This is a genomic window from Micromonospora fulviviridis, from assembly GCF_014648395.1.
GTDB classification, from domain to species: Bacteria; Actinomycetota; Actinomycetes; order Mycobacteriales; family Micromonosporaceae; genus Micromonospora; species Micromonospora fulviviridis.
The window spans coordinates 129048-150643 of record NZ_BMRA01000013.1; the positions used below are offsets into that span (position 1 = coordinate 129048).

The 21596-nt window shown below is 72.4% G+C and carries 14 protein-coding genes and 1 pseudogene; 8 read left to right on the top strand and 7 right to left on the bottom strand.

What is annotated here, in order from left to right; translation table 11 throughout:
- Positions 1-4 precede the first annotated feature (4 nt).
- The 4 genes from IEY96_RS28475 (at position 5) to IEY96_RS28490 (ending at position 3558) form a co-directional block, all read left to right on the top strand.
- Positions 5-961 carry a hypothetical protein gene (locus IEY96_RS28475; RefSeq protein WP_189197880.1) on the top strand — a complete coding sequence of 319 codons (957 nt, stop codon included), beginning with the start codon at positions 5-7 and terminating at the stop codon, positions 959-961.
- A gap of 126 nt (positions 962-1087) precedes the next feature.
- Positions 1088-2743 (top strand): sodium:solute symporter family protein, encoded by a 1656-nt coding sequence (locus IEY96_RS28480; RefSeq protein ID WP_189197881.1) that lies wholly within the window; start codon positions 1088-1090, stop codon positions 2741-2743.
- Between the two features lie 16 nt (positions 2744-2759).
- Positions 2760-3083: a hypothetical protein gene (locus IEY96_RS28485; protein ID WP_189197882.1), complete on the top strand. Its 324-nt coding sequence runs from the start codon at positions 2760-2762 to the stop codon at positions 3081-3083.
- A gap of 91 nt (positions 3084-3174) precedes the next feature.
- A complete protein-coding gene (locus IEY96_RS28490) occupies positions 3175-3558 on the top strand; it encodes a hypothetical protein (RefSeq protein WP_189197883.1) in 384 nt (127 codons plus the stop codon).
- 100 nt (positions 3559-3658) lie between these two features.
- Here the strand turns inward: IEY96_RS28490 and IEY96_RS28495 are convergent, their stop codons facing one another.
- Complete coding sequence (locus IEY96_RS28495) at positions 3659-5437, bottom strand: glycoside hydrolase family 6 protein (protein WP_189197884.1); 1779 nt, start codon at positions 5435-5437, stop codon at positions 3659-3661.
- A 529-nt stretch (positions 5438-5966) separates the two neighbouring features.
- Here IEY96_RS28495 and IEY96_RS28500 point away from each other — a divergent pair.
- Positions 5967-6866, top strand: a complete 900-nt coding sequence (locus IEY96_RS28500) for a hypothetical protein (RefSeq protein ID WP_189197885.1) — start codon at positions 5967-5969, stop codon at positions 6864-6866.
- Complete coding sequence (locus tag IEY96_RS28505) at positions 6853-7614, top strand: class F sortase (RefSeq protein ID WP_189197886.1); 762 nt, start codon at positions 6853-6855, stop codon at positions 7612-7614. The genes IEY96_RS28500 and IEY96_RS28505 overlap by 14 nt, the downstream gene beginning before the upstream one ends.
- Before the next feature lie 99 nt (positions 7615-7713).
- Here IEY96_RS28505 and IEY96_RS28510 read toward each other — a convergent pair whose 3' ends face one another.
- Positions 7714-12780: an NAD-glutamate dehydrogenase gene (locus tag IEY96_RS28510; protein WP_189197887.1), complete on the bottom strand. Its 5067-nt coding sequence runs from the start codon at positions 12778-12780 to the stop codon at positions 7714-7716.
- 288 nt (positions 12781-13068) lie between these two features.
- Here IEY96_RS28510 and IEY96_RS28515 point away from each other — a divergent pair, with 288 nt between their 5' ends.
- Complete coding sequence (locus tag IEY96_RS28515) at positions 13069-15036, top strand: penicillin-binding transpeptidase domain-containing protein (RefSeq protein WP_189197888.1); 1968 nt, start codon at positions 13069-13071, stop codon at positions 15034-15036.
- Between the two features lie 376 nt (positions 15037-15412).
- On the opposite strand, the pseudogene IEY96_RS28520 reads toward IEY96_RS28515, so the two are convergent.
- From IEY96_RS28520 to IEY96_RS28535, 4 genes and pseudogenes are all read right to left on the bottom strand, one after another.
- Positions 15413-16357: pseudogene (locus IEY96_RS28520) on the bottom strand (arginase family protein); the annotation flags it as partial.
- Positions 16358-16423: 66 nt separating this feature from the next.
- Complete coding sequence (locus IEY96_RS28525) at positions 16424-17344, bottom strand: tetratricopeptide repeat protein (protein WP_189197889.1); 921 nt, start codon at positions 17342-17344, stop codon at positions 16424-16426.
- Between the two features lie 115 nt (positions 17345-17459).
- Positions 17460-19148, bottom strand: coding sequence for a coenzyme B12-dependent isobutyryl-CoA mutase large subunit (gene icmA / locus IEY96_RS28530; RefSeq protein WP_189197890.1), 1689 nt, complete (start codon positions 19146-19148; stop codon positions 17460-17462).
- Positions 19149-19243: 95 nt separating this feature from the next.
- On the bottom strand, positions 19244-19654 hold the full coding sequence (locus IEY96_RS28535) for an Asp23/Gls24 family envelope stress response protein (protein WP_189197891.1): 411 nt from the start codon (positions 19652-19654) through the stop codon (positions 19244-19246).
- Positions 19655-19814: 160 nt separating this feature from the next.
- On the opposite strand from IEY96_RS28535, the gene IEY96_RS28540 reads away from it, so the two are divergent.
- The gene (locus IEY96_RS28540) at positions 19815-20522 is read left to right on the top strand and encodes an SDR family NAD(P)-dependent oxidoreductase (RefSeq protein ID WP_189197892.1); all 708 of its coding nucleotides are present in this window, start codon (positions 19815-19817) and stop codon (positions 20520-20522) included.
- 67 nt (positions 20523-20589) lie between these two features.
- On the opposite strand, the gene meaB is transcribed toward IEY96_RS28540, so the two are convergent.
- Entirely contained in the window at positions 20590-21594 is a 1005-nt protein-coding gene (meaB, locus tag IEY96_RS28545; RefSeq protein WP_189197893.1) for a methylmalonyl Co-A mutase-associated GTPase MeaB, read from the bottom strand.
- Positions 21595-21596: the final 2 nt, after the last annotated feature.

The following is a 21596-nucleotide window of genomic DNA, read 5'->3' on the forward strand; positions in this document are numbered from 1 at the left end:
CGCCATGCGTCAGGAAGAGCAGCAGGTCACGCAGGACCACCCCGAGTCCGTCCGGTCGGCGCCGGTGCCGGTCCCGCCCCCGGGCGACCGGGGCGAAGGCGACGGGTCCGGGGCCGATCCCGCCGCCCGGGCCGAGGTGCCCGAGGACGCGCTGGACGACCGGGGCACCTTCGACGACCCGGCGGTGGCCGGCGAGCGTGCCGATCGCCGGGAGGCGGAGCTCGACGAGACCCGGGCGTACGACGCCCGGGACCTCCGCGACGCGGAGGCCGCCGACGCCGAGGACCGGCCGGTGTACCACGACCCGGCGCCGCTGCCGACGACCTTCGGGGCGACCTCGGTGGGCGACGCGGTGGCCGCGTCGGCGATGGCCAGCGGGCGACCCGAGGACGAGCGGGACCCGCGCGGCGAGGACACCGTCGCACCGGGCGACGGCGCCCCGGGCCGGACCGACGCGTTCGACGACGAGCGGGCCGACCCGACGGCGGGCGACCGGCTCCACGACCCGGACCGCTGGGAGGCCGCCCACTCCGGCGTGGCGGGCGACGAGGCGGCGGCCGGCGGGGCCGGCTACGGCAGCGCCGAGCCGGCGATGGTCGACCCGGACACCAGCACGGCGGCGGCCGGCGCGGGTGCGGCCGGGGCGGCGCTCGCCGGCGCGGCCCGGCCCACCCCGGGCGCGGTGCCGACCGACGCCGCCACGCTCTTCGCCGCCGAGACCGCCCAGGACTTCCGGGACCGCTGGCGTGACGTCCAGCTCCGCTTCGTGGACGACCCGCGGGCCGCGGTCGGCGAGGCGCAGTCGTTGGTCGAGGAGGCGATCGAGGCGCTCTCCGCGGCGCTGCGCGAGCAGAAGGCGAAGCTCGGCGGCTGGCAGGAGTCCGGCTCGGCCGACACCGAGCAGCTCCGGGTCGCCGTACGTGGCTACCGGGACTTCCTGGACCGGGTACTGCGCCGCTGACCCACGCCGTACGGAGCCCCGGCCGGTGGACGGCCGGGGCTCCGTCGCGTCCACGGATCGCCCTCCGTGCATGAAATTTCGCGAAGTGGGTACCTGCGGGCGCAGTCGCCACGGAGGGAGCGCGGGATGGGTGACGGTCTGCGGTTGAACATGAACGCCCTGGACTACCTGATCCTGGCGCTCTACTTCGTCACGGTGCTCGGCGTCGGTTTCGCCGCGCGGCGGGCGATCCGCACCAGTGTCGACTTCTTCCTCTCCGGGCGGTCGCTGCCCGCGTGGGTCACCGGCCTGGCGTTCGTCTCGGCGAACCTGGGCGCCCTGGAGATCATCGGAATGGCCGCCAACGGCGCCCAGTACGGCATCATGACGGTCCACTACTACTGGATCGGCGCCGTGCCGGCCATGGTCTTCCTGGGCATCGTGATGATGCCCTTCTACTACGGCTCGAAGGTCCGCAGCGTCCCCGAGTACCTGCGGCTGCGCTTCAACCGCCCGACCCACCTGCTGAACGCGATCAGCTTCGCGGTCGCCCAGGTGCTCATCGCTGGCGTGAACCTGTACGCGCTGGCCCTCATCATGCAGCTGCTGCTGGGCTGGCCGCTCTGGGTGGCGATCGTGATCGGCGCGTTCATCGTGCTCGTGTACATCACCATCGGCGGCCTCTCCGGCGCGATCTACAACGAGGTGCTCCAGTTCTTCGTGATCATCGCGGGTCTGGTGCCGATCACCGTGCTCGGCCTGGTGAAGGTCGGCGGCGTCAGCGGCCTCATGGACGCGGTCCGCGGCTCGAAGCTGGGCGAGGCCGGGCTGCACGCCTGGCAGGGCACCGGCAGCACGGACAACCCGCTCGGCGCGCACTGGCTGGGCATCGTGTTCGGCCTCGGCTTCGTGCTCTCGTTCGGCTACTGGACCACCAACTTCGCCGAGGTGCAGCGCGCGCTGTCCGCGCGGAACATGAGCGCGGCCCGGCGTACGCCGATCATCGCGGCGTACCCGAAGCTGCTCATCCCCGTGGTGACCGTGATCCCGGGCCTCATCGCCCTGATCACCGTCAAGGGTCTCGGCGCCGAGAGCGGCGACCTGGTCTACAACAACGCCATCCCGCTGCTCATGCGCGACCTGCTGCCCAACGGGGTGCTCGGTATCGCGGTGACCGGTCTGGTGGCCTCGTTCATGGCCGGCATGGCCGCCAACGTCAGCGGCTTCAACACGGTGTTCACGTACGACATCTGGCAGGCGTACTTCAAGCGGGACCGCTCGGACGAGTACTACGTGCGGGTGGGCCGGATCGCCACCGTGGTCGCGGTGCTCATCGGCATCGGCACGGCCTTCATCGCGGCCGGGTTCAGCAACATCATGAACTACATCCAGGCGCTCTTCTCGGTGTTCAACGCCCCGCTCTTCGGCACCTTCATCATCGGCATGTTCTGGAAGCGGATGAGCGCGCTGGCCGGCTTCTGGTCGCTGCTGTCGGGCACCGTGGTGGCGCTCGGGACCTACCTGCTCTACCGGGCCGGCGTGATCGATTTCAACTCCGACCTGGAGGAGAGCTTCTGGGGGGCGGGCCTCGCCTTCGTCACCGTGGCGGTGGTCGCCGCGATCGTGACGCCGCTGACCCGGCCGAAGGGGGCCGACGAGCTGACCGGGCTGGTCTACGGCCTGTCCGACACCACGCTCAAGGACGACTCGCTGGCCGGCGACGCCGCCTGGTACCGCTCCCCGGTCCTGCTCGGCGTGATCGCCGTGGTCCTCGCCGCCCTCTTCTACATCCCGGTCTTCTGAGGAAGGGACGCACGCCATGGCAGACGACGCCGACCGGTACCAGCACGGCGAGGCCCACGACCCGCTGGTCGACGAGACCGAGGACGCGCGGGAGGCGCGCTCCGCGGCGGCCCGCCTGTTCGACATCCGCCGGGTGATCGGCGGGCTGTTCGTGGTGTACGGGCTGATCGTGGGCCTCATGGGGCTCTTCGACTCGTCCGCGGAGATCGACAAGGCGCAGGGCGTCCGGATCAACCTCTGGGCCGGCCTGGCGATGCTCGTCTTCGGGTTGCTGATGCTGCTCTGGCAGCGGCTGCGCCCCACCGAGCCGCCGGAGCCGCACACCGCCGACGAGCGCTGACCGGCCGGCCGGGACGCCGCACCGGGCGGCATGGCCCGGCCCGCACGGGGTACGCCGTGGGGATCAGGGAACGGGACAGGAGGGCAGCAGCATGACGGATCGTGACCGCGGTGGCGAGCGGCCGCTGGAGGAGACCCCCGAGGTGGCCGCCGCGGTGGACGACGACAGCACGGTGCCGCAGCTGCGCACCGGTGGCACCGACCCGGACAATCCCGTCTTCACCGAGCCGGACGGCGCGGTGCCCGACACCGGTTCGCCGGACATCCTCGGTGACCCGTACGCGGCCGGGACCGGGGCGACCGGCACCGGCACCGGGGCGGGCGGGGACAACATCCGGACCGGCGCGGAGCAGCCGTGGGATCCCGAGGACCTGGTGATGGCCCGGGGCCAGGACCTCACCCCGGAGAACCTGGAGCAGGCCCGCCGCGACCTGGCCGAGCTGGGCCGGGCGGCGATCGAGAAGACGGTCCCCTGACGCCCGGGGGCCCCTGGTCGACGTGGGGTCGACCAGGGGCCCGGGGGAACCCGCGCGGCGGTGCCTCACTCCCGTCGCCGCGGGTGGGCCGGCCGCCGGATCAGGAGAGCGGCGGGTACGCGTTCTGCATCAGCTGCTGGAACTGGGCCGCGAACCACGCACCGGAGATCGGCGCGTTCGGCAGGGCACCGGACAGGTTGTTGCCGTTGCGGGCGTTGCCGGTGTAGGTCGGGTCGCACATCCGGTCGAAGCCCTTGCCCTCGTCGTTCGGGATGGCCGTGCTGGAGCCGTCCGACTCACCCGGGGGCTTCACCCAGACGTACGCGTCGATGCCCGGCTCCGGGTTGGCCCGCGGCCGCTCGCCGAGTCCCGCGCCGGCCTGGTTGCACCAGTTGCCGGTGTGGTAGCGCCGGTCGACCCGGCCCCCGTCGACGTAAGCGTCGACGCTGGTCAGCGGGCCCGGACCGGTGGGCCGGGCGGACCCGCCCCAGCCGTTGCGGGAGGTGTCGATCAGCATGCCGATACCGCTGTCGAAGCCGATGGAGACCAGCTTCTGCCGGAACGCCTGGGCGAACGAGAGCTCGTCGACGTACTGGTTCCAGTCGATCCACTTGGACTGCCGCACGGTCTGGCCGTTCACCGAGTCGGTGACCTTCACGTACGGCTCCTTCAGCGCGGAGTAGTTCGCGGTGTTGACGATGAAGCCGTGCACGTTGCGCACCGTGCTGCCGGACGCGACGGCGGCGGCCTTGAGCTGGTCGGCGACCGGGCCGAAGTTGCTGTCCCAGCCGATCCAGCCGTGGTGCGCGGCGTCGATGTAGTTGTAGACGTTGCCGATCGCGCCCAGCTTGGCCAGGGCGTAGCCGACGCCGTTGACGTACGCGCCGTTGGCCTTGACCGTGTCGCACATCGCGGTGCCGCCCGCGTTGCCCGAGGTGTTGGTCACCAGGTTGGGCAGCGAGTCGATCTCGATGATGTTGACGATGCGCAGGTTCTTGTACTTCGCGTCGCCCTGGATCGCGGCGATCGGGTCGATGTACTCGGCCTTGTAGCGGGGCAGCTCGTCGGGGCCCAGCTCGCCGTTCGAGGCGAGCGCGGAGCAGTCCCGGCCGGGCAGGTTGTAGATGACGAACTGGATGTAGCCGGCGCCCTGGGCGAGCGCGGCGTCCAGGTGGTCACGGACCCCCATCGCGCCGTTGGAGCTGCTGTTCGGGGTGCCGTTGATGGCGGCGATCCGGTCGATCCAGACCGCGGTCGGGTTGTTCGACACCCGGCTGCCGCCGGACACCGACTCGGCCTTGGCCTTCCACTCCGGGTTCACGTACCCCTTCACCCCGGCGTACGGGTTGTCGACCTTCTGCCCCGGCGGAGGGGTGGTCGGCGGCGGGGTGGTGGGCGGCGGGGTCGTCGGGGGCGGGGTCGTGGTCGGCGGGGTCGAGGTGGGCGGCGTGCCGCCGTTGCAGACCGTGCCGTTCAGGGTGAACTGGGTCGGCTTCGGGTTGCTGCCGCTCCAGGCGCCGTTGAACCCGATGCTGGTGCTGGCGCCGGTGCCCAGCGACCCGTTGTAGGACTCGTTCTGCGCGGTGACGTTCTGGCCGCTCTGCGACCACTTCGCCGACCAGCCCTGCTGCACCTTCTGGCTGCTGTTCGGGAAGGTGAAGCCGAGGTTCCACGAGCTGAGCGGGTCACCGAGGTTCCGGATGGTCACCGTGGCGGTGAAGCCACCGGGCCAGTCGCTGGTGGTGTAGTCCACGCTGCACTGGGTCGCGGCCTGCGCCGCGGTGACCGGGAGGGTCACCAGTCCACCGGCGACCAGGACGCCCGCGCCGGTCAGCGCGAGCGCCCGGCTGCGGCCGGACAGCCTTCTCCACAGATTCATGCCACTGATCTCCTTGGGCGAGACCGGATCCGCGTACGGCCCGGCAGAAGGGCACTCGGCGTCCGTCGGGACGGCCGGCGCCACGGGTTTCTTCGGGGGTGCCCGACCCGGCCGGGCGTGATGGTGGTGGTGGACGACCGGCCCGCGGGACCGGTCGGGGAGTCGGACGCCGTCCGGTGACCCGGCTGCCCTCGACGTCTGAGCTCGCGGTGTGGCTCCCCGAACCGCGTGCAGCGATTCTTGCATGGGAGCGCTTCCATGGCAATGCCTCGATGCAACCGGCCGCGAACGGTCGAAACCGTACGGGGTGGTCCGGGCGGTGCAGCCCGAGCGGCACCGCCCGAGGCGGCACGGCGGGGTCTGGACAGCCGCGTCAACCCCAAAAGCCGCTTAGCACTCCAAATGCTCTTACCGCCTGCAAACTGCTAAACACGAATCTTTCCCCGGATAACTCGCGAAAGGGTCTAACGTCGGTCGTAGCTCGAGGGACGTCGGGCTCAGGACAAACAGGGATGGAGTGACGCAGGTCATGGCTAAGAAGATGCTCGGGAAGCTCGTTGCGGGTGCCGCTCTGGGTGGCGCGTCCCTACTGCTGTTCTCGCCCGCGGCGGCGAACGCGGCCAGCGCGAACGCGGTCGCCAAGCCGCAGGTCAGTCTTCCCGGTACCTGCTCGGGGGACCACGAGGACTGGGACCACAAGAACTGGGACCGCAAGGACTGGGACCGCAGCTACGAGGACCGCAAGGACGAGGACCGCAAGGACGAGGACCGCAAGGACCACGACGGCAAGGACCGGGACCGCAAGGACGAGGACCGCAAGGACCACGACGGCAAGCACGACGACGGCAAGCACGACGACGGCAAGCACGACGACGGCAAGGACCAGGGCGGCAAGCACGACGACGGCAAGGGCGAGGAGCACAACGACTGGCAGGGCAGCGACTCCTGGCAGCCGGGCGCCGACGGCCAGGGCGGCGGCGTGGTCGCCGACCAGCCGGGCGACGAGAAGGACCGCAAGGACGAGAACCGCAAGGACGAAGAGCGCAACGACCGGGACAACAAGGAGCACGACGCCAAGGACCGGGACCGGAACGACGAGGACCGGAAGGACCACGACCGCAAGGACGAGGACCGGAAGGACTGGGACAACCGGAGCTGGGACAGCCGGGACGAGGACAAGAAGGACCACGACCGCAAGGACGAGGACCGCAAGGACTGGGACGGCCGGAACGACGACCAGAAGGACCACGACGGCAAGGACCGTGACCGGGACTGCATGCCGCGTGGCCACGTCGACGGCGGTGACGGTGGCATGACCACCACCAGCCTGGACCGCAGCATGGCCGCCAGCGGGGTGGGCGTCATCGGCGCCGCCGCCCTGGGCGGCATGATCCTGCTGCGCCGGCGGCGGGGCGATGACCTCGTCTGACCGGACGGCGACACGGGCCGGCGGCCGTCACGGGAAACCGTGGCGCGCCGCCGGCGCCGCTGTCGTCGTCCTGCTCGCCATGGTGGGCGCCGGCATGATCGGGGCGTCCGTGCGGACCGTGCCGCCGCCCCGCCCGCCCCAGCCGCTCGCCCAGGCCGGGCCCGCCGACCTGTCCCCGTCGCCGACCGCCATCCCGGGCCCCGGCGGCGTCACCGGCGCGGAGACCGCCGACCAGGCGTCCGTCGACGACGGTTCCACGATCACGCCTCAGCCGGACCTCGCCGCCGCCGGACTCCCCCGCTCGACCCCGACGACCATCTCGATCCCCCGGATCGGCGTACACGCCGAGATCATGACCCTCGGCATGAACGCGGACGGCACGGTCCAGGTGCCCCCGCTGGAGCAGGCCATGAAGGCGGGCTGGTACTCCCCGGGGCCCAGTCCCGGCGAGGCCGGCAACTCCGTCATCGTCGGCCACGTCGACTCGGCCAAGCTCGGGCCGGCCGTCTTCTTCAACCTGGGCGCGCTCCAGGCGGGCGACACCATCTCGATCGCCCGGGAGGACGGCTCGGCCGCCACGTTCACGGTGACCGAGGTGAAGTCGTACCCGAAGACGGCCTTCCCCACCGAGCTGGTCTACGGCCCCTCCGACGAGCCCGGCCTGCGGGTGGTCACCTGCGGTGGGGCGTTCGACGAGAGCAGCCACAGCTACGCGGACAACGTCATCGCCTTCGCCAGCATGGCGTGAAGCGGCGCGGCCCGGGGGTTGGCCGGGTGGGCGCCGCGAACGGGCGCGGCCCGGTGGTCGGATGACCGACCACCGGGCCGCGCCGGCGTGCGTACTCGGTCAGGCCGCCGCCGAGGTCCGCACCAGGGTACGGATCTGCCGCAGCAGCACGGACAGGGCGGACAGGTCGGCGCGGGACTCGTCGAACTCCCCCATGGCGCGGTGCGCCCGGTGGATCGAGGTGGCGTTCGCCTGCTCCCACTCCTGCACCCGCTCGACCGGCGGGAGGCTGTCCGGCGTGGAGCCGAGGACCTCCGCGGTGAGCGCGGCCAGCGCGGCGTACAGGTCATAGCGCAGCGCCATCCGGGCCAGGGTCTGCCAGCGGTCCTCCCGCGGCAGCAGGGAGATCTTCGACAGCAGAGCGTCCACCCGGAACCGGTCGGAGAGGACGAAGTAGACCGAGGCCACCTCGCTCACGTCCCGGCCGGTCGACTGGGCGGTCTCCACCACGTCGAGCAGGCCGAAGCTGTACATCAGCCGGGTCGCCTGCTCGGCCAGGTCGCGGGGCAGCCCCTTGCCGGTCAGCGAGTCGATGTGGGCGGCGATCGCCTCCCGCTCGGTGCCGTAGAAGAGGTCCTCCAGCTCCGGCAGGAGCCGGGCCACCCCGTCCCGCAGCCGGGCGATCTCCCCCGGCACGTCGATCGGCGAGCGCCGGTTGGTGACCAGCCAGCGCACCGCGCGGTCGAGCAGCCGGCGGGTGTCCAGGTAGACGCTGGTCTGCAACTCGGGCGAGACCTTGTTGTCCAGCGCCTCGACCGCGTCCCACAGCTCGCGCAGCCGGAACACCTCGCGGACCACCACGTACGCCCGCAGCACGTCCGCCGCCGAGGCGGCCGTCTCCTCGACCACCCGGAAGACGAACGTGATGCCGCCCCGGTTGATCGCCTCGTTGACCAGGACCGTGGTGACGATGTCGCGGCGCAGCCGGTGCCGGCCCATCCGGTCGGCGAACCGCTCCCGCAGCGGGGTCGGGAAGTAGTTGACCAGGACGTCGGTCGTCCACTCCTCGTCCGCCAGCCCCTCGCTGACGATCTCCCGCTCCAGCACGATCTTCACGTACGCCAGCAGCACCGCGAACTCCGGCGCGGTCAGCCCGGTCTCGCCGCGCACCGCCAGTTCCTCGTCCGAGGGCAGCGCCTCCAGCGCGCGGTCGAGCTGACCCGCCCGCTCCAGCTCGCTGATCATCCGGCGGTGCACCGGGAGCAGCGAGGCGGCCTGGGCCTGGGCGTTGTTCAGCGCCCGGGCCTGGTCGTAGTTGTCCCGCAGCACCAGCTCGGCGACCTCGTCGGTCATCTGGGCCAGCAGCTCGTCGCGGTCCGGCATGTCCAGCGCGCCGTCGGCGACCGCCGTGTTCAGCAGGATCTTGATGTTCACCTCGTGGTCGGAGCAGTCCACCCCGGCCGCGTTGTCGATGAAGTCGGTGTAGATCCGGCCGCCGGTCGACGCGTACTCGATCCGGCCGTGCTGGGTGAAGCCCAGGTTGCCGCCCTCGCCGACCACCCGGCAGCGCAAGCCCTTGCCGTCCACCCGGATGGCGTCGTTGGACTTGTCCCCGACCTCGGCGTTGGTCTGCGTCGACGCCTTCACGTAGGTGCCGATGCCGCCGTTCCAGAACAGGTCCACCGGCGCCATGAGGATCGACTTCATCAGCTCCTGCGGGCTGAGCTGCGTGACGTCGTCGTCGAGGCCGAGCACCGCGCGCACCTGCGGCGAGACCGGCACCGACTTGGCGGTACGCGGGTACACCCCGCCGCCGGCCGAGATCAGCTCGGGGTTGTAGTCCTCCCAGGAGGAACGGGGCAGGTCGAACAACCGCTTCCGCTCGTCCCACGAGGTGGCCGCGTCCGGGTCCGGGTCGAGGAAGATGTGCCGGTGGTCGAAGGCGGCCACCAGCCGGATGTGCTTCGACAGCAGCATCCCGTTGCCGAACACGTCGCCGGACATGTCGCCGACGCCGACCACGGTGAAGTCCTGGGTCTGGGTGTCGTGCCCCAGCTCCCGGAAGTGCCGCTTCACCGACTCCCAGGCGCCCCGGGCCGTGATGCCCATCTTCTTGTGGTCGTAGCCGGCCGAACCGCCGGAGGCGAAGGCGTCGCCCAGCCAGAAGTTGTGCGCGGCGGAGATCTCGTTGGCGATGTCGGAGAAGGTCGCGGTGCCCTTGTCCGCCGCCACCACCAGGTACGGGTCGTCGGCGTCGTGCCGGACCACGTCCTCCGGCGGCACGATCTCGCCGCTGGCGATGTTGTCGGTGACGTCGAGCAGCGCGCCGACGAACTCCTTGTAGCAGGCCACCGCCTCGTCCCGGTCGCCCGGCTTCTGCTTGAGCACGAAGCCGCCCTTGGCGCCCACCGGCACGATGACGGCGTTCTTCACCATCTGCGCCTTGACCAGGCCGAGCACCTCGGTGCGGAAGTCCTCGCGCCGGTCGGACCAGCGCAGGCCGCCCCGGGCCACCGGCCCGAACCGCAGGTGCACGCCCTCGAAGCGGGGCGAGTAGACGAAGATCTCGAACTTGGGACGCGGCGCCGGCAGTTCCGGGATCGCCTGCGGGTCCAGCTTGAAGGCGACGTACGACTTGGGCCGCCCACCAACCGGCTTCTGGTAGAAGCTGGTGCGCAGGGTGGCCTGGATCAACGTCAGGTAGGAGCGCAGGATCCGGTCCTGGTCGAGGCTGGCCACGTCGTCCAGCGCCTCGCCGATCGCGGAGACCAGCTCGCCGCTGCGCTGCCGCCGCTCGTCCAGGGTGGACGCGCCCGGCCGGAACCGGGTCTCGAAGAGCTCCACCAGCAGCGAGGCGATCCGCGGGTACGCGATGAAGGTCTGCTCCATGTACTCCTGCGAGAACACGGTGCCGGCCTGCCGCAGGTACTTCGCGTACGCCCGCAGCACCACCACCTGCCGCCAGGTGAGCCCGGCCCGGAGCACCAGCTCGTTGAAGCCGTCCACCTCGGCCTCGCCGCGCCAGGCGGCGGCGAAGGCGTTCTCCACGTGCGGGCGGACCTCGGCCAGCTCCTGGTGCGCCTCGGGCAGCTTCAGCCCGAAGTCGTAGAGCCAGATCCGGCCGTCGACGCGCTCCACCTCGTACGGGTGCTCGTCGACCACCCGGACGCCGAGCGAGTGCAGCACCGGCAGCACGGCGGAGAGCATCATGGGCTCGCCGTACCGGTAGACCTTGAACCGGACGTCCATGGTCTCGTCGACCTCGACGGCCCGGCCGGCGCCGTTGGTGCGCCCGGCGAGCTGCTTGCGGAACAGGTGCATCTCCAGCTGGCCGGACTCCTCCAGCAGCTCGAGCTTGGCCAGGTCCTTCATCGCCTCGTACGGCGTGTGCCCGTCCTTGTAGCCCTCCGGGAAGGCGTCGGCGTACCGGGCGAACAGGTGCTTGGCCTGCTCGTCGCCGAGCTTGCGCTCCAGCACCAGCCGGTAGTCGTCGTCCCAGAGCCGGGTGGCGTCGGCCAGCTCCTCGGCGAGCAGGTCGGCGTCGATGTCCCCGGGCGGGTTGTTCGGGTCGGTCCGGACGATGAAGTGCACCCGGGCCAGCATCGACTCGGTCACCCGGGTGGTGTAGTCCACCCCGACGCCGTTCAGCTCGCGGAGCAGGATGTCCTGCATCCGCAGCCGGTTCTGGGTGGTGAACCGGTCCCGGGGCAGGTAGATCAGGCAGGAGATGAACCGCCCGTACGCGTCCCGGCGCAGGAAGACCCGCAGCTGCCGGCGGCCGGCCATGCGGAGCACGCCGATCACCGCGTGGTAGAGGTCGTCGGTCTTGATCTGGAACAGCTCGTCGCGGGGGTAGGTCTCCAGGATCTGGAGCAGGTCCTTGCCGGAGTGGCTGCGCAGGCTCAGGCCCGAGCGGTCCAGCACCTCGGCGACCTTGCGTCGGACCACCGGCAGCTCCTGCACGCTGGTCCGGTACGCCGCCGTCGAGAACAGGCCCAGGAAGCGCCGCTCCCCGACCACCTCGCCCGAGTCGTTGAAGATCTTGAAGCCGATGTAGTCGAGGTAGGCCGACCGGTGCACGGTGGCCCGCGAGTTGGCCTTGGTGATGATGAGCAGGCGCTTCTCCAGCACCTTCTCGTGCGCCTCGGGGGTCATCGAGTTCAGCGACCGGGCCTCGGGCGAGTCGGAACGCAGGATGCCCAGCCCGGTGCCGAGGACGGCCTCCAGGGCCTGGCCGCCGTTCGCGCCGTCGGTGTCGACCAGCCGGTACTCGCGGTAGCCGAGGAAGGTGAAGTGGTCGTGCGCCAGCCAGCGCAGCAGCTCCACCGAGTCGGTGATGTCCTTCTCCGGCACCGGCGGACGGTTGTCCGAGGTACGCGCCGAGGCCAGCTCGTCGGCCAGGGCCAGCGCACGCTGCCGCATCTTGGGCCAGTCCTCGACGGCCTCCCGCACGTCGGTGAGGACCCGCTGCAGCTCCCGGCGCAGCTTCTCCCGCTCGGCCGCGTCACGGACCGGGTCGATCTCGATCCGCATCCAGCTCTCGACCAGGTCGCCGGCGATCGCGTCGTCCGGCTCCACGTCCGCGGAGACCTCGGTCAGCCGGCCCAGCGGCTCGCGCCGCACCACGACCAGCGGGTGCACCAGCAGGTGCACGTCGAGGTGGTGCGAGTTCAGCAGCGCGGTCACCGAGTCGACCAGGAACGGCATGTCGTCGGTGACGATCTCGATCACGGTGTGGTGCTGCTCGGCGTCCGGCTCGTGGATGCGCAGCTTCAGCTCGCCCGGTACCCGCTGCTGGGCGAGGTCCCGGTGGGCCCGGGCCGCGTCGAGCATCTCCTCGGCGGTGAAGCCGATCAGCTCCTCGTCCGGCGCGAACCGCCAGAAGCGGCCCACCAGGGTGGCCGCGTCGTGGTCGTCCCCGGCCAGCGCGACCGCCTGGGCGACCAGGCGCTCCGCGTTGGGTACCGGCTCGTCCAGCTCGGCGTCCTCGGATTCGTCGCCCAGTGCCTGCGCGGGCAGGCCCAGGTCGTAGAGGGTGTCGATGCTGGAACCGGTCATCCCGGTCACTCCTGTGTCGAGACGGCTGAAACCGTCCCCGTCGGTCGCCGAATCGAAGCTGTCATCGTCCCGGCTGGTGTCAGCCTGCCGGAGGTCGGGTCCCGGTTTGATCGCCGGACGCCGGTCCATCGGTGCCACTCCCCTCGACCCACCGCGTTGTGGGTCACTCTGCCGCCCAGCCTAGGCCCTGCCGCTGTGCCCCTTTGTCGGCGGACCACCGGCCGGACGTCCGGATCGGGACTCTGTCCTTTCACCCGTTGCGGGTACGTGGTCGGCCGGTCGCGGAGTACCCGGACTGGCGATGTTCATCACACTGCCACAGGCCACTCTTTGCCTGCGCAAGGGCCGTGCCGGGGCCGTGGGGAGCCGCGCGCCGTACTAGCGTGCAGGGCAGTCTCGAACCGGAGGAACTCCTTCATGCTCCTGTCGTACCCCGACCGCCGCCACCTCTCCCCTCCCCGCCGGGTCCTTGCGGCGCTGGCCGCCACCGTGCTGGCGGCGGGCGCGCTGGCCGGATGCTCGGGCGAGGACGGGCCGGAACAGAGCGTCGACGCCTTCCTGAAGGGCTGGCGCTCCGGCGACCTCCAGGCGGTCGGCTTCATCGACCCGAACGGCGCCAAGGTGGCCGCGGCCGACGTGACCAAGGAACTCCGGTCGCTCGCCGGCGAGCTGGCCGACAGCCCGCCACAGCTCAAGCGCACCGGCGACGTGAAGGTCGAGGGCGACATCGGCACCGCGCGGGTCAAGCTGACCTGGACGCTGCCGGGCGCCACCACCTGGACCTACGAGAATCCGGTACGCCTCCGGCACGGCGCCGACGACCAGTGGCAGGTCATCTGGGAACCGACCGTCGTGCACGAGAAGCTGGAGGCGGGCGACCGGCTCGCGCTGCGCCGGGAGGCCGCGCCCCGGGCCGGCGTGCTGGACTCCGCGGGCACCCCGGTCGTCGCGCCCCGCCCGGTGGTCCGGGTGCAGGTCACCCCCGGCGAGGTCACCGACGTGAAGGCCCTGGTCCGGAAGCTCGACGCCGCGTTCAAGGCGATCCGGCCCGCGCTCACCCCACCGGTCGACCTCTCCGACCTGCCGCAACGGCTGAAGGAGGCGGACCGGGGCGCGCTCGTCGAGGTGGTGACCCTGCGCGAAGAGGCGTACCGGCAGATCAAGCCCCGGATCTACGACCTGCCCGGCACCCGCTTCGAGTCCGACCAGCTCTTCCTGGCCCCGACCCGGGAGTTCGCCCGGGCCCTGCTCGGCTCGGTCGACCCGGCCCAGGCCGACGACCTCAAGGCGCACCCCGACAAGTACGTCCGGGGCGACCTGGTCGGCCACGGCGGCCTCCAGGGCCGCTACGACGACCGGCTGCGCGGCACCCCGGGGATCACCGTGTTCACCCAGCGTCCGGCGCCGGACGGCACCACCGCACCCAGCGGGGTCGAGCTGTTCCGCGGCGAGCCGAAGGCCGGCCAGCCGCTGAAGACCACCCTCGACGCGGCCACCCAGAACGCCGCCGACGCGGCGCTGCGCGGCCAGGCCCGCCGCTCCGCCCTGGTGGCCGTCCGGATCAGCGACGGCGCGGTGCTGGCCGCCGCCAACGGCCCCGGCGCCGCCGGCGAGAACCTCGCCTTCACCGCCCAGGTGCCGCCCGGCTCGACGTTCAAGATGGTCAGCGCGCTCGCCCTGCTCGACAAGGGGGCGGTGACCCCGGAGGCGACGGTGCGCTGCCCGAAGACGTTCGAGGTCGACGGCCGCTCCTTCAAGAACTCCGACAACTTCGAGCTGGGCGACGTCCCGTTCACCACCGACTTCGCGAAGTCCTGCAACACCGCCTTCACCTCGCTGGCGCCGAAGCTCGGCCCGGACGGGCTGGCCCAGGCCGGCCGCACGCTCGGCCTGGAGGCGCCCTGGGACCTCGGCACCGATGTCTTCACCGGCAAGGTCTCCGCCAACAGCTCGGCCACCGAGCAGGCCGCCGCCGCGATCGGTCAGGGCACCACCGTGGTCAGCCCGCTCGCCATGGCCAGCGCCACCGCCGCCGTGGCCCGCGGCCACTGGGAGCAGCCCAAGCTGCTGCTCGACCCCGCCGCGGCGAAGCCCGCCCCGGCCGGCCCGGCTCTCAAAGCGGAGTCGGTGACGGCGGTGAAGACGATGATGCGTGCGGTGGTCACCAGCGGCACGGGCGCCGCGCTGGCGGACGTCCCCGGCGAGCCGGTGTACGGCAAGACCGGCACCGCCGAGTACGACAACAACCCGGCGCACACCCACGCCTGGTTCGTCGGCTGGCAGGGCGACGTGGCGTTCGCGGTCTTCGTCGAGCAGGGCGGGTCGAGCACCACCAGCGCCGTCCCGATCGCCGAGCGATTCCTCCGCGGGCTCGCCGCCCGCTGACGCCGGTTCAGGCGATGTCCACGCCCGGCCGGGACGCCTCCGGGGTGTCGGGCTCACCCTCCCCGCCGGGCACGCGCCGCAGCAGCCCCGGTCCGGCCGACGCCAGCGGCCCGACCGGCTCGGGTTCGTCCGGGCCGTCCGGTTCCACCGCTCGGCGCAGCGAGCCGGGACGGGACTGGTCGGCGGGTGCGGGCTCGGCTGCCGGACGGTCGCCGTCGCTGTCGACGCCGTCGGGATCGTCCCCGACCGCCTCGGTCGGGGCCGGGCCGATCGGCTCCACGGCCACGGCCGGCGCGGGGACGGCCGCCGGGCCGAGCAGCACGTCGCGGGCCGGCGGCCGACCGTTGCCGGGGCGGGGCGCCGGTGCGACCGGGCCGGCCGGCAGCAGCCGGGGCGGCATGGCGCCGGGCGCGGCGACCGGGGCGAGCCCGGCCACCACGGTGTTGACGATCTCGGCGGCGTACGACCCGTCGGGGTCGTAGTCGGGGTCGAAGACGGTCAGCTCGACGCCGAGGCAGTGCGGGGTGTCCACGAGGCCGGCGAGCAGGATCTCCAGCTCGGCGAAGGCGATCCCGCCCGGGTCCGGCGCGTCCACCGCGGGCATCACCGCCGGGTCGAGCACGTCCACGTCGATGTGCACCCAGTAGCCGGCGCAGTCGGCCAGCTGCTCGTGCGCCCACTGGGCGGTGCGGGCCGCCCCCTCGGCGCGCAGCGCCGGCACGGGGCGGGTGGTGATGCCGGCGGCCTGGAGGTCGAGCCGGTACTCGTCCTGCGCCCGGATGCCGAGCACCACCACGTCGACATCCCGGAAGTAGGGGCGCCGCCCCTCGATGGCGGCCAGGTCGGCCTGCCCCCGGCCGGTGACCAGGGCCAGGTCCTCCCCCGCCGCCGCGCCCACGTACGAGGCGTTGCCGGGGTGCCGGAAGTCGGAGTGGCCGTCGACGAAGACCAGGCCGATCCGCCCGCCGACCGCCTCGCCGAGCCGGTGCATGGCCAGCGCCGAGCCGAGCAGCACCGAGCAGTCCCCGCCGAGCACCAGCGGGAACTCGCCGCGGTCGATGATCGAGCCGATCCGGTCGGCCAGCGCCACCGAGTAGCCGGAGATCTCCCGGGCGTGGCAGACCCCGTCGCCGGGGCGCCAGTCACCGGGGTCGTACCGGGGCGGAGTGAGGCAGCCGGCGTCGCGGGCCCGCAGCCGGGCGAGCAGGCCGTGGTCGCGCAGCGCGCCGGGCGCCTTGGCGCAGCCGGGAACGGAGGTGGACGTGGGTGGGCGCAGGCCGAGGTTCGTCGGCGCGTCGAGGACGGCGATCCGGCGCATCATGGGCTCCCGTCCTCGGTGGTCGGGCGGGCCGGCCGGAACGCCGGCCCGCGCTGGCGTGCGGTGAACTCAGAACAGGGCGCTGGCCAGGGCACGTCGGGCGGACGCCACGGCGGGGTCGTCCGGGCCGGCGATGCTGAACAGCGACACCAGGTGCTGGCGGACCTTCTCCCGGTCGTCGCCGGCGGTCCGGCGGACCAGGCCGACGAGCCGGGCGTACGCCTGCTCGGCCAAGCCGCTGAGCACCTCGATGTCGGCGGCGAGGAGCTGCGCCTCGACGTCGTCGGGGGCCTGCTCGGCGGCGGCGAGCGCGGCGCGCGGGTCGGCCCCGGCCACCCGCCGGGCAACCCCGACCTGGGCCAGGCCGGCCTCCGCCGCGGCGTCCGCCGGGCTCTCGGCCAGGATCTTCCGGTACGCCGCCTCGGCCGCCTCCAGGTCGCCGGACATCAGCGCGTCGTCGGCCTCGGTCAGCCGCGGGTCCTCCGGCTCGGCGACGGTGACGCCACCGGCCTTGAGGATGGCCTGGATCCACTGGCGGAGCTGCGCCTCCGGCACCACGCCGGAGAAGGCGTCGATGGGCTGGCCGCCGACCACCGCGTAGACCATGGGGATGCCCTGGACCCGGAACATCTGGGCGAGCCGCGGGTTGGCGTCGACGTCGACCCGGGCGAGCACCCAGGCGCCCTCGCCCTCGGCGGCCAGCCGCTCCAGCACCGGCGAGAGCTGCTTGCAGGGCTCGCACCACTCGGCCCAGAAGTCCACGACCACCGGCGTGGTCAGCGACCGCTCCAACACCTCGGACTGGAAGGTCGCCTCGGTCACGTCGATGACGGCCACGCCGCCACCCGCCGGCGGGCCGCCGGGTACGCCGGCCGGGGGGCCGGCCTGGCTCGGGGTGGTGGGACGGGAGGGTTCCGGGGTGCCGCGCAACGCGCTGAGGTCGACCGCGCCGCGGGTGAAGATCGACGAGGTGATCCGTGGGTCGCTCATGGTTATCTAGTCTCGCACGTGTCCCGCGGAACTCAGATCAACCGCGACGGCGACAGTTGCAACTCTCACGCCTGGTCGGCGCGGGTGCCGGGACGACCGGCACCCGCGCGACGGATCAGAACCGGGCGGGCTCGCGGTAGACGCCCCACTCGGCACGCAGCGCGTCGCAGATCTCGCCCAGGGTGGCCTCGGCCCGGACCGCGTCCAGCATGGCCGGGATCATGTTCTCGCCGGTCCTGCTGACCTCGACCATCCGCTGCACGGCGGCCTTGACCACGGCGTCGTCGCGGCCCGCCTTGCGCTCGGCGAGCACCCGGCGCTGCTCCAGCTCGACCTCGTGCGAGATGCGCAGGATCTCCAGGTCCTTGGCGACGGTGCCGGTGTGGCAGTTGACCCCGACGATCCGCTTGTCGCCCTTCTCCAGCGCCTGCTGGTAGACGAAGGCCGACTCGGCGATGTGGCCGGTGAACCAGCCGTCCTCGATGCCGCGCAGGATGCCCGAGGTCATCGGGCCGATCTGGTGCGGCCCCTCGCCGCCGAGCTGCCGGATCCGGGCGAAGATCTCCTCCGCCTCGGCCTCGATCTTGTCGGTCAGCGCCTCGACGTACCAGGAGCCGCCGAGCGGGTCGGCGACGTTGACGACACCGGTCTCCTCCATCAGCACCTGCTGGGTGCGCAGGGCGATCTCGGCCGACTCGTCGGTGGGCAGGGCCAGGGTCTCGTCGAGGGCGTTGGTGTGCAGCGAGTTCGTGCCGCCGAGCACGGCCGCCAGGGCCTCCACGGCGGTCCGCACCACGTTGTTGACCGGCTGCTGGGCGGTGAGCGACACCCCGGCGGTCTGGGTGTGGAACCGCAGCCACTGCGCCTTCTCGCTGGTGGCGCCGTAGACGTCGCGCAGCCAGCGGGCCCAGATCCGGCGGGCGGCCCGGAACTTGGCGATCTCCTCGAAGAAGTCCACGTGGGAGTCGAAGAAGAAGCTGAGGCCCGGGGCGAAGACGTTGACGTCCAGCCCGCGGGAGAGCCCCAGCTCGACGTAGCCGAACCCGTCGGCCAGGGTGTACGCCAGCTCCTGCGCGGCGGTCGAGCCCGCCTCGCGGATGTGGTAGCCGGAGACCGACAGCGGCTTGTACCGCGGGATCTCCCGGGCGCAGTACTCCATGAGGTCGCCGATGAGGCGCAGGTGCGGCTCCGGGTCGAAGAGCCACTCCTTCTGCGCGATGTACTCCTTGAAGATGTCCGTCTGGAGCGTGCCGTCCAGGGTGGACAGGTCGGCGCCCTGCCGCTCGGCGGCGACCAGGTACATGCAGAAGACCGGCACGGCCGGGCCGGAGATGGTCATCGAGGTGGTCACGCCGGCCAGGTCGATGCCGTCGAAGAGCACCTCCATGTCGGCGGCCGAGTCCACCGCCACGCCGCAGTGGCCGACCTCGCCGAGCGACTGCGGGTCGTCGGAGTCGCGCCCCATCAGGGTCGGCATGTCGAAGGCGACGGAGAGACCGCCGCCGCCGGCCCCGAGGATCATCTTGTAGCGCTCGTTGGTCTGCTGGGCGTTGCCGAACCCGGCGAACTGCCGGATGGTCCAGGTCCGCCCGCGGTAACCGGTCGGGTACAGCCCCCGGGTGTACGGGAACTCGCCCGGCCAGCCGATCCGCTCGAAGCCCGGGTACGGCACCCCCTCCGGCGGGCCGTACACCGGGTCCACGGTCATCCCGGAGAGCGTGGTGAAGTCCGCGTCGCGCTTGCGGGCGGCGTCGTAGCGGGCCTGCCAGCGGGCCCGACCGGCGGCGATCTCGTCGGCGTCCATGCGCGGAGCTCCTCCTCGAGTCCAGGGATCAGACCGAGTGTAGAACGCCAGCCTGAACGATCGCTAAGGAAGTACGTACCGGCCGGTAACCGGGGTCAGGCGGAGGGCACCGCCGGTCCGCCCAGCGCCACGTCGTCCACCCGGATGTTGATCTCGTCGACCCGCAGCCCGTACGCCTCGACCGCCGAGGTCACCGCGACCCGGACCGCGTCGGTCACCTCGGGCACCGGCCGGCCGCCACCGATCACGAGGACCAGGTTGACCACGGCCGCGCCGTCGGTGACGTGCGCCGAGCAGCCGCGCCGGGCGTCGCCGACCTGGTCCAACCCGACCCGGTCCAGCACGGCGTTGAAGAAGCGGGCCACGTCGCCGCCGAGCTCGGCCACCCCGGGCACCGACTTCGCGGCGGCCACCGCGATCTTCTCCACCACCTCGTCGGAGACGTGCGTCGCACCGCCCGCCACCGCGTTCGGCAGCACCGACAGCTCCTGGGTCTCGTCAGCCATGCTCTCCCACCGGGTTGGTCCGGCCCCACGCGCGCCGTGCGGCGGTGCGAGCGTACTAGGTGGACGGGGCGGAGTCGGTCTCCCGGTGCGGGCTGGTACCGGCAGTCCCAGGAAAACCGGACCGGCCCCTGCCCAGCCGACCTGCTCGTAGCTTGGCCACATGACCACAACACTGATCACCGGAGCGAACAAGGGGCTCGGGTTCGAGACCGCCCGCCGACTCGTCGAGGCGGGCCACACCGTCTACCTGGGCAGCCGGGACGCCGAACGCGGTCGGGCCGCCGCCGAGCAGATCGGGGCGCGGCTGCTCCTCATCGACGTGACCGACGACGCCTCCGTCGCGGCGGCGGCCGAGTCCGTGGCGGCCGCCGGCGGGCTGGACGTACTCATCAACAACGCCGGCATCGAGGGACGGCGGCCGGACGGCGGGGTGATCGGCGCGGCGGAGGTGACCGCGGACATGATGCGCGAGGTGTTCGAGACGAACGTCTTCGGCATGGTCCGCGTGACCCACGCGTTCCTGCCGCTGCTCCAGCGGTCCGCCGCCCCGGTGGTGGTGAACCTCAGCAGCGGCCTGGCGTCCCTGGCCCGGGTCACCGAACCGGGAAACCCGTCGTACGCCTACCCCGGGATGGCCTATCCGGCGTCGAAGGTCGCGGTCAACATGATCACCGTGCAGTACGCGAAGGCCTTCCCGAACATGCGCGTCAACGCCGTCGAGCCCGGCTACACGGCCACCGACCTGAACATGCGCACCGGCTTCCAGACCGTCGAGCAGGGCGCCGAGGTCATCGTGAGGATGGCCCAGGTGGGGCCCGACGGCCCGACCGGCGGCTACTTCGACCGCGAGGGTTCGCTGCCCTGGTAGCGGGCGCGGACCGGACGCCGGGACCGCAGCCGGGTCCCGGGTCCGACCGGGTGGTTCCTCGCGACGCTCAGGAGCCGAGCTGGGCCAGCAACTCGTCCGCCGCGGCGTACGGGTCGAGCGCCCCCTCGGCCACCTTGGCCGCGAGCGTCGGCAGCTGCGTACCGTCGCGCAGCGAGCCGATCCGGTCCCGCAGGGTGCCCAGCGCGATGGCCTCGATCTCGGCGGCGGCCCGTGCCTCCCGGCGGCGGCGCAGCTCGCCGTGGCGCTCCAGCCAGTCGCGGTGCTTGTCGATGGCGGCGGCGATGTCGTCGATGCCCTCGCCGCGCGCGGCGATCGAGCGGACCACCTGCGGTCGCCACTCGCCCGGCCCTCGCTCACCCAGGGCGATCATGCCCTGGATGTCGCGCACGGTGGCGTCGGCGCCGTCCCGGTCGGCCTTGTTGACCACGAAGACGTCGGCGATCTCCAGGATGCCGGCCTTGACCGCCTGGATGGCGTCGCCCATGCCCGGGGCGAGCAGCACCAGCGTGGTGTCGGCGAGCGAGGCCACTTCGACCTCGGCCTGGCCGACGCCGACGGTCTCCACCAGCACCACGTCGCAGCCGGCGCCCTCCAGCACCCGGACCGCCTGCGGCGTGGCCGCGGAGAGCCCGCCGAGGTGGCCCCGGCTGGACATCGAACGGATGTAGACGCCGGGGTCGGTGGCGTGGTCCTGCATCCGGACCCGGTCACCGAGGATCGCCCCGCCGGTGAACGGGCTGGACGGGTCGATGGCCAGCACGCCCACCCGGTGGCCGCGCGCCCGCAGCGCCCGGACCAGCTCGTTCGTGGTGGTCGACTTTCCCACGCCCGGCGAGCCGGTCAGGCCGACCACCTGGGCGTGCCCGGCGTAGGGGGCCAGCGCCGCCGCGACCTGCGGCAGCACCTCGTCGCCGGACTCGACCAGGGTGATCAGCCGGGCCACCGCGCGGGGGTCGCCCGCGCGGGCCCGCTCGACCAGCAGGGGTACGTCCCGGCTGCGGCGCACCGAGCCGGCGGCCGCCGCCGGGACGTTCTGGACACTGTCGGTCACGG